The following is a 7,334-nucleotide window of genomic DNA, read 5'->3' on the forward strand; positions in this document are numbered from 1 at the left end:
CGTTTGTGAAAACAGTGGATACACTGCTGGTGGTTGGGTTGGGCCTGATCGGGGGATCTTTTGCGGCGGCGGTAAAATCTGCCGGAGCTTGTCGGCAAGTGTATGGTTATGATCAGAATAAAACCTCACTGGAAGAGGCCGAGGCGCTCGGGATCATTGATTATGGCTGCGAAAGCCTCTCCGACGGTGTTGCGGCTGCCGATGTGATTATGCTGGCCGTTCCCATGCTGGCAATGAAGCCCGTTCTTGCGCAGCTATCTTCATGCTTGCCCGATGGCGTTCTTACTGAGCAAGCGGTTGCTGAAAAAGTGATTACCGATGCCGGATCCAGTAAAAAAGCGCTCCTCGATGCCGCGCTAGAGGTCTTTGGGGAAGTTCCCGCCTGGCTGGTACCCGGCCATCCAATAGCAGGGTCGGAAAAAAGTGGTGTTGGTGCCGCAAAAGCTACTTTGTTTCAGGCCCATGATGTCATCCTGACCCCGTTGGCAAATACTGACTCTCTGGCGCTGGAAAAGGTGAAGATGCTTTGGGAGGCCTGTGGGGCAGTGGTCACCAGTCTGGATCCTCGTCATCATGATGAGGTTCTGGCAAAGACCAGTCATCTTCCCCATTTCCTGGCATTCTCACTGGTGGATACGCTGGCCGGGAATCCGGATAATCAGGATATTTTCCGGTTTGCTGCGGGCGGCTTTCGGGATTTTACCCGGATCGCTGGCAGCGATCCCATTATGTGGCATGATGTTGCGCTGGGTAATCATCAGGCGGTGCTGAAAGCACTGGATGAATTTACCGAGGGTCTTCAGGTGCTCCGGGAAGCGATTGTGCAGAACAACAGTCAGTCGCTGCTGGGGATATTCAGTCGTGCGCAATCAGCGCGTCAGCATTTCTCTTCTCTTCTGGAGAGCAGGCAGCAGCGGGTTAAGTCATTGCCTGATTCTGTCAAGGCTTGCCATGGTTTTTCGGGCTCTGTGTTGATTGAAGGTGAAGATACAAATAAAGAAGTTATGGACAGTATGAAAGAAAGTACCCAGACGTTTATTGCCAGCCCGGGAGGAGCTATCTCCGGTGAGTTACGTGTTCCCGGAGATAAGTCTATCTCTCATCGTTCCATCATGCTGGGTGCCCTGGCGGAGGGGGAAACGGTTATTGAAGGGTTTCTCGAAGGCGAGGATGCCCTGGCAACCCTGAAGGCATTTCGGGATATGGGGGTTCAGATTGATGGCCCCTATCTGGGCAAGGTCACCATTCAGGGGGTTGGCATGCATGGCCTCAAGCAGCCGGAAGGGCCGCTTTATCTGGGTAATGCCGGTACTGCCATGCGCTTGATGGCCGGGTTGATGGCAGCCCAGTCCTTCGATGTTACGTTAACCGGCGATCATTCCCTATCCGGTCGACCCATGAATCGGGTGGTGGACCCCCTTAGGCAGATGGGTGCCACCATTGAGACCTCAGAAGGTGGTCGCCCACCACTGAAGATCAGGGGGGGCGCACGGTTGAAAGGGATTGAGTATCATCTGCCGATGGCTTCTGCCCAGGTGCAGTCTTGCCTGTTACTGGCTGGAATGTACGCTGACGGTGAAACGGTGACGGTTGTTCCGGGTATTGTTCGTGACCACACCAACCGTATGCTTAATGGCTTTGGCTACCCGCTTTCCTGTGAAGAAAGTGTCAGTGGTGAGAATGGCAGCAGGGTCGCGATTGAAGGGGGGGGCAAGCTGACGGCTAATCGAATCGATGTGCCCTCCGATGTTTCCTCAGCGGCGTTCTTTATGGTGGCTGCCTCAATAGCCGAGGGGTCGGAGGTGCGTCTTTCCCATGTTGGCATGAACCCGACACGCTCTGGTGTGGTTGAGATTCTGCAGCTGATGGGAGCGGATATTAACCTTGAAAATGAGTCTGTTGTTGGTGGAGAGCCCGTGGCCGACCTGGTTGTGCGTTCGGCACAGCTGAAGGGTATTGATATTCCTGAGCGTCTGGTGCCCATCGCTATTGATGAGTTTCCGGTACTGTTTGTTGCTGCAGCCTGTGCAGAAGGCAGAACGCTGCTGACCGGAGCCCGTGAGCTTCGGGTTAAAGAGAGTGATCGGATTCAGGCCATGGCCGATGGCTTGATTGCCCTGGGTATTGATGCGCAACCACTGCCTGATGGTATGATGATCCATGGTTCCGGTAATGCTGCTTTTGAAAAAAAGGGGAAGCCCGTATTTAACGGTGGCACTATTGACAGCCATGGCGATCACCGTATTGCCATGTCATTCGCAGTAGCTGCACTGAGGGCAAAGGATGATATTCGCATTCTCAACTGTGCAAATGTGGCGACTTCATTCCCGGATTTTGCAGGTCTGGCAAATCGAGCCGGTATGCGTATTGTGGTAAAGGTAAATACGAGTGAGTGAGTCTCAGACACCAGTGACAGTGGTCACCATTGATGGTCCCAGTGGGTCTGGCAAGGGAACGATTGCAGCCCTGCTGGCCAGAGAGCTTGGCTGGGGGTTGCTGGATAGTGGGGCGTTATATCGGTTAACCGCCCTGGCGGCGATGAATCATGGGGTTGATTTTGCCGATGAGTCATCCCTGGAGGTCCTGGCGGGCCATCTTGATGTTCAGTTTTTACCATCAGAAACAGGCGCAGGTCTGACTACCATTCTTGAAGGTGAGCGGGTTGGTGCAAGTCTGCGAACGGAAGAGGTGGGTGCCATGGCTTCCAGAGTTGCGGCACTGCCGGGTGTTCGGGCTGCGCTGTTGCAAAGACAGCGTGATTTTGCCGAACTGCCAGGGCTTGTGGCAGATGGCCGTGATATGGGAACGGTTGTGTTTCCCGATGCTGCGCTGAAAGTCTTCCTGACAGCCAGCGCCGAAGAACGGGCAAAAAGACGTTATGACCAGTTGCATCAAAAAGGGATTGATGCTAGCTTTGATCGCCTTTTGGCAGATATTCAGGCCAGAGATGAGCGAGATAGCCAGAGGGCTGTAGCGCCGCTCAAGCCTGCCGATGATGCCATCATTCTTGACAGTACCCGCATGAGTATCCAGGAGGTATTCAATAAGGTGCTGGAAAAAATGCGCCTGAAAGGACTGGTTTAGGTTTTATTCAGGTGCAGGGGAGTGGGTTTTCCACTTCAGCAAGCCTGAGTGTGCCATAGGTCGCACTCAACAATTTTGGAGGTTCGTTTCTGGCGTAGAGCCAGCATTGCAGATTCGAACCTGACTAAAGTAACCCACTCCGGCTGGCGGTGTGGATGACAACCAGTGTACGTTATCCGGTCATTATTGGCTGGTTTTTTTGCTGAGAAGGCAGAGACTTTGCAAAGGCGTACACTGTCACAGGAAAAATCATGAGCGAAAGCTTTGCAGAACTGTTTGAAGAGAGCCTGAAAGAGATCGAAATGAAACCAGGCGCCATTGTCAGTGGTGTTGTGGTTGATATCGACAGTGACTGGGTAACTGTTCATGCTGGTCTGAAGTCTGAAGGTGTTATTCCCAAGGCTCAGTTCCAGGATGAGAATGGTGAACTGACCATCGCTATTGGTGATGAAGTCCAGGTAGCCCTGGACGCGGTTGAAGACGGTTTCGGTGAGACGCGTCTGTCCCGTGAAAAAGCCAAGCGTATGGAAGCCTGGAAGGAGCTGGAAAAAGCCTTCGAAGCTGAAGACGTTGTTAAGGGTGTTATCAGTGGCAAGGTCAAGGGTGGCTTCACTGTTGACGTGGCGACTATCCGTGCGTTCCTGCCAGGCTCTCTGGTAGACGTTCGCCCGGTTCGCGACACTGCGCACCTGGAAGGCAAAGAGCTTGAGTTCAAGGTTATCAAGCTGGACCAGAAACGTAACAACGTGGTTGTTTCCCGTCGCAGCGTTCTGGAAGCTGAAAACAGTGCTGAGCGTGAGCAGCTGCTGGGCTCTCTGCAGGAAGGTCTGGAAGTTAAGGGTATCGTTAAGAACCTGACTGATTACGGTGCCTTCGTTGATCTGGGCGGCGTAGACGGTCTGCTGCACATCACTGACATGGCCTGGAAGCGTATCAAGCATCCTAGCGAAATCGTTAACGTTGGTGACGAAATCAACGTTAAGGTCCTGAAGTTTGATCGTGATCGTAACCGCGTATCTCTGGGTCTCAAGCAGCTGGGTGAAGATCCATGGGTTGCTATCACCAAGCGCTTCCCTGAAGGTGCCCGTGCTTCTGGCCGCGTAACCAACCTGACTGACTACGGCTGCTTCGTTGAGCTGGAAGAAGGTGTTGAAGGTCTGGTACACGTTTCTGAAATGGACTGGACCAACAAGAACATTCACCCATCCAAGGTTGTCAACCTGGGTGACGAAGTTGAAGTTCAGGTTCTGGACATTGACGAAGAGCGTCGTCGTATTTCTCTGGGTATCAAGCAGTGCAAGACTAACCCATGGGAAGATTTCTCCGGCTCCTTTAACAAGGGCGACAAGCTGGCTGGTAAGATCAAGTCTATCACTGACTTCGGTATCTTTATCGGTCTGGACGGTGGTATCGATGGTCTGGTTCACCTGTCTGACATCTCCTGGAACGAAACCGGTGAAGAAGCTGTTCGTCAGTACCGTAAGGGCGATGAAGTAGAAGCGGTTATCCTGGCGATTGACGCTGAGCGTGAGCGTATCTCTCTGGGCATCAAGCAACTGTCCGAAGACCCGTTCAATGCCTACGCTGGCCTGAATGAAAAAGGGTCTGTTGTTAAGGGTATCGTTAAGGAAGTGACTGCCAAAGCTGCTGTTGTAGAGCTGGCGGAAGACGTTCTGGCCACCCTGAAAGCCTCTGAAATCAGTGTTGACCGCGTTGAAGACGCAACTAACGTTCTGAAAGAAGGTGAAGAAGTCGAAGCTCGTATCATCAGCATTGACCGTAAGAACCGCAACATCAGCCTGTCTATCAAAGCGAAAGACCAGGCCGATGAAAAAGCAGCAATGAAAGAGCTGCGTACCAAGCAGGACGAAGAAGCTGCCGGCCCGACCACCATTGGTGATCTGATCAAGGCTCAGATGGAAAGCAAGTAATCCATCCTGTTCCTGATTGCTCATGGGGTGCTTTGGTTCTCAAAAGTTGCCGCTGAGAGTAAAGAAAACCGCGAGTGCTTTTGCCTCGCGGTTTTTTTTGATTGAAAGATTGAATGAGATTTAGCCCTTGTGTTGCAGGTGTTTACCTGCAGTGCTGTCTGCCAGCAACAAGGGGGTGGCAGGTATTCTTATGAAATGTGTGGGCTAATCAAAGGGTTGCTTGATTTCTCAGTGTGGGTTAGCTAGTGTAGAAACTGTCTGGTTATTTAAGGCGCTTTTGAACAATAAGCATGTCTATCAAGGTCTGCAGGATCTTTTAGGCATTCCGGGAATGGCAGGGAAAGGAAAAACGACGATGACCCGGTCTGAACTGATTGAGCGGATTGCCCAGTTGCAACCGCAGCTCTCTATCAAGGATATTGAGTTAGCTGTAAAGGCTATCATTGAACAAATGTCTGATTCGCTGGCTAATGGCGAGCGGGTTGAGATCAGGGGGTTTGGTAGCTTCTCTCTTCATTATCGTGCACCCAGAGTTGGGCGTAACCCGAAAACCGGTGAAGCTGTGAGCCTGGATGGCAAATATGTTCCCCATTTCAAGCCGGGCAAAGAGCTGCGGGAAAGGGTGAATCGTGGCTTACAGGCAGAAATGGATTGATCGTGAAATAAGTTTATGGCGGACTACGAGTTGCCTCTTGTCAAGGGCAGTTTTGCGACAATAGTCGTATTGATCAAGCGTCTTCTGGTTTTGGCGTTGTTTGTTGTTCTTTTGGTGTTTTTCGTCAACTTTACCCTCTCCAATACCGAGCAGATCAGCCTTGAAATGGGCGGCTTAATGATGCCGGCCGTAAGCAGTTCTACGTTGGTTATGGTGTCCTTTGTGCTGGGCGGCTTTGCCGGTTTACTGGTATCCCTGATGCTGGTTATCCGTTTGCGACTGACTAATGCCAGCCTGAGAAGAAAGCTTGCCCGGCGTGATGCCGAACTCCAGAAGTTGAGATCCAGCGCCCTGAAAGGGTTAACGGATGCCTGATATTGCGTTATTGGGCCTTATTCTAGCTGCAATCGTCATTGGTTATTTTCTGGGCTGGCGTGATCAGAAGAGAAGGGGGATGAATAGCTCTGGCCAGCTGTCGAAGGACTATTTTGTCGGTCTGAATTATCTGATTAATGAGCAGACGGATGAGGCTATTGATGTCTTTATCAAAGCCCTGGATATCAATAACGACACAGTGGATACTTATCTGGCTCTGGGAAATCTGTTCAGCAAGCGTGGAGAGGTGGAAAAATCCATCCGTATTCATCAGGATTTGCTGGCGCGCCCAAGCCTGACTTCTATCCAGTCTTTTCAAGTTCAGCTTGCCTTGGCTCAAAACTATTCTTCTGCTGGCCTGCTGGATCGTGCTGAATCCATTCTAATTGACCTCAGCCGTCAGAATCATGAGCTTCGAGACCAGGCTTTGCAGCAATTGTTGCGTGTCTATGAACAGGAGCGGGAGTGGGCTAAGGCTGCAGAAGTTGCAGAAAGGTTGAGGCCGGCCCGGGGAGAGCACTTTGCTGTCATTCTGGCACATTACTACTGCGAGCAGAGCGAAATAGCGCTTAAGCAGAATGACCGGGTGAATGCACGTCGTCTGATACGTCAGGCGTTTTCCCGGGATAAAAAGAGTGTCAGGGCCAGTCTTTTGCTGGGTCAAATGGAGTTTGACGAAGGTGGCTACAAAGAGGCGATTAAGGTGTTGCAGAGAATATCGGTTCAGGACATCAGCTTCATGCCACTCTCGCTGCCATTATTGGAGAAATCTTCTGAGCATACGGGGAGTTTGCGAGGGTTTGGAGCTTATCTTGGCCGTTGCCTGAATGAGCGTCCTGGTACTGCCATTATCATAGCGATGACCCGTCTTTTGCTCAGGGAGTCCGGGGAGTCTCAGGCTGTAAACTTTTTAACAGCGCAGCTTGAGCGTCATCCCACATTGAGAGGGCTGAATGAGCTGATTAATCTTCGTCGTCAATTTCAAGGCGATCTGCCAGATGATGTATTGGCATTGATTCATCGTTTTATGGATAGGATGCTTGAACTTAAACCTGTCTTTTCCTGTGGTAGTTGCGGATTTTTCGGTAAGGAATTGCACTGGCAGTGTCCACAATGTCAGTGCTGGGGTACAGTCAAGCCGATTCAGGGGTTTGAGGGTGAATGAAGCTGGAAATATTTTATTTCATATACGGATAATCAGAATTTCGCTTGATCAGTATCTATTATTCGGTCGCATTTTCAATATGCCATCTACAACGACCTCCTCGCATTACGGATTCAACGGTATC

6 protein-coding genes are annotated in these 7,334 nt (G+C 51.2%); all 6 read left to right on the top strand.

Annotation, left to right across the window (positions count from 1 at the left end; translation table 11 throughout):
• The first annotated feature begins 5 nt into the window (after positions 1–5).
• The 6 genes from KDK15_RS19890 to lapB all read left to right on the top strand — a co-directional run bounded on the left by KDK15_RS19890 (position 6) and on the right by lapB (position 7,210).
• Positions 6–2,396 (top strand): bifunctional prephenate dehydrogenase/3-phosphoshikimate 1-carboxyvinyltransferase, encoded by a 2,391-nt coding sequence (locus tag KDK15_RS19890; protein ID WP_257297138.1) that lies wholly within the window; start codon positions 6–8, stop codon positions 2,394–2,396.
• Entirely contained in the window at positions 2,389–3,084 is a 696-nt protein-coding gene (gene cmk, locus KDK15_RS19895) for a (d)CMP kinase (protein ID WP_373691420.1), read from the top strand. Before KDK15_RS19890 ends, cmk begins: the two co-directional genes overlap by 8 nt.
• Before the next feature lie 251 nt (positions 3,085–3,335).
• A complete protein-coding gene (gene rpsA, locus KDK15_RS19900) occupies positions 3,336–5,015 on the top strand; it encodes a 30S ribosomal protein S1 (protein ID WP_257284859.1) in 1,680 nt (559 codons plus the stop codon).
• 355 nt (positions 5,016–5,370) lie between these two features.
• Positions 5,371–5,670 (top strand): integration host factor subunit beta, encoded by a 300-nt coding sequence (gene ihfB / locus KDK15_RS19905; RefSeq protein ID WP_257297144.1) that lies wholly within the window; start codon positions 5,371–5,373, stop codon positions 5,668–5,670.
• 15 nt (positions 5,671–5,685) lie between these two features.
• Positions 5,686–6,045 (top strand): LapA family protein, encoded by a 360-nt coding sequence (locus KDK15_RS19910; RefSeq protein ID WP_257297139.1) that lies wholly within the window; start codon positions 5,686–5,688, stop codon positions 6,043–6,045.
• Entirely contained in the window at positions 6,038–7,210 is a 1,173-nt protein-coding gene (gene lapB / locus KDK15_RS19915; protein ID WP_257297140.1) for a lipopolysaccharide assembly protein LapB, read from the top strand. Before KDK15_RS19910 ends, lapB begins: the two co-directional genes overlap by 8 nt.
• The last annotated feature ends 124 nt before the right edge of the window (positions 7,211–7,334 follow it).

This window comes from Endozoicomonas sp. YOMI1 (assembly GCF_024606345.1).
Taxonomy (GTDB): domain Bacteria; phylum Pseudomonadota; class Gammaproteobacteria; order Pseudomonadales; family Endozoicomonadaceae; genus Endozoicomonas.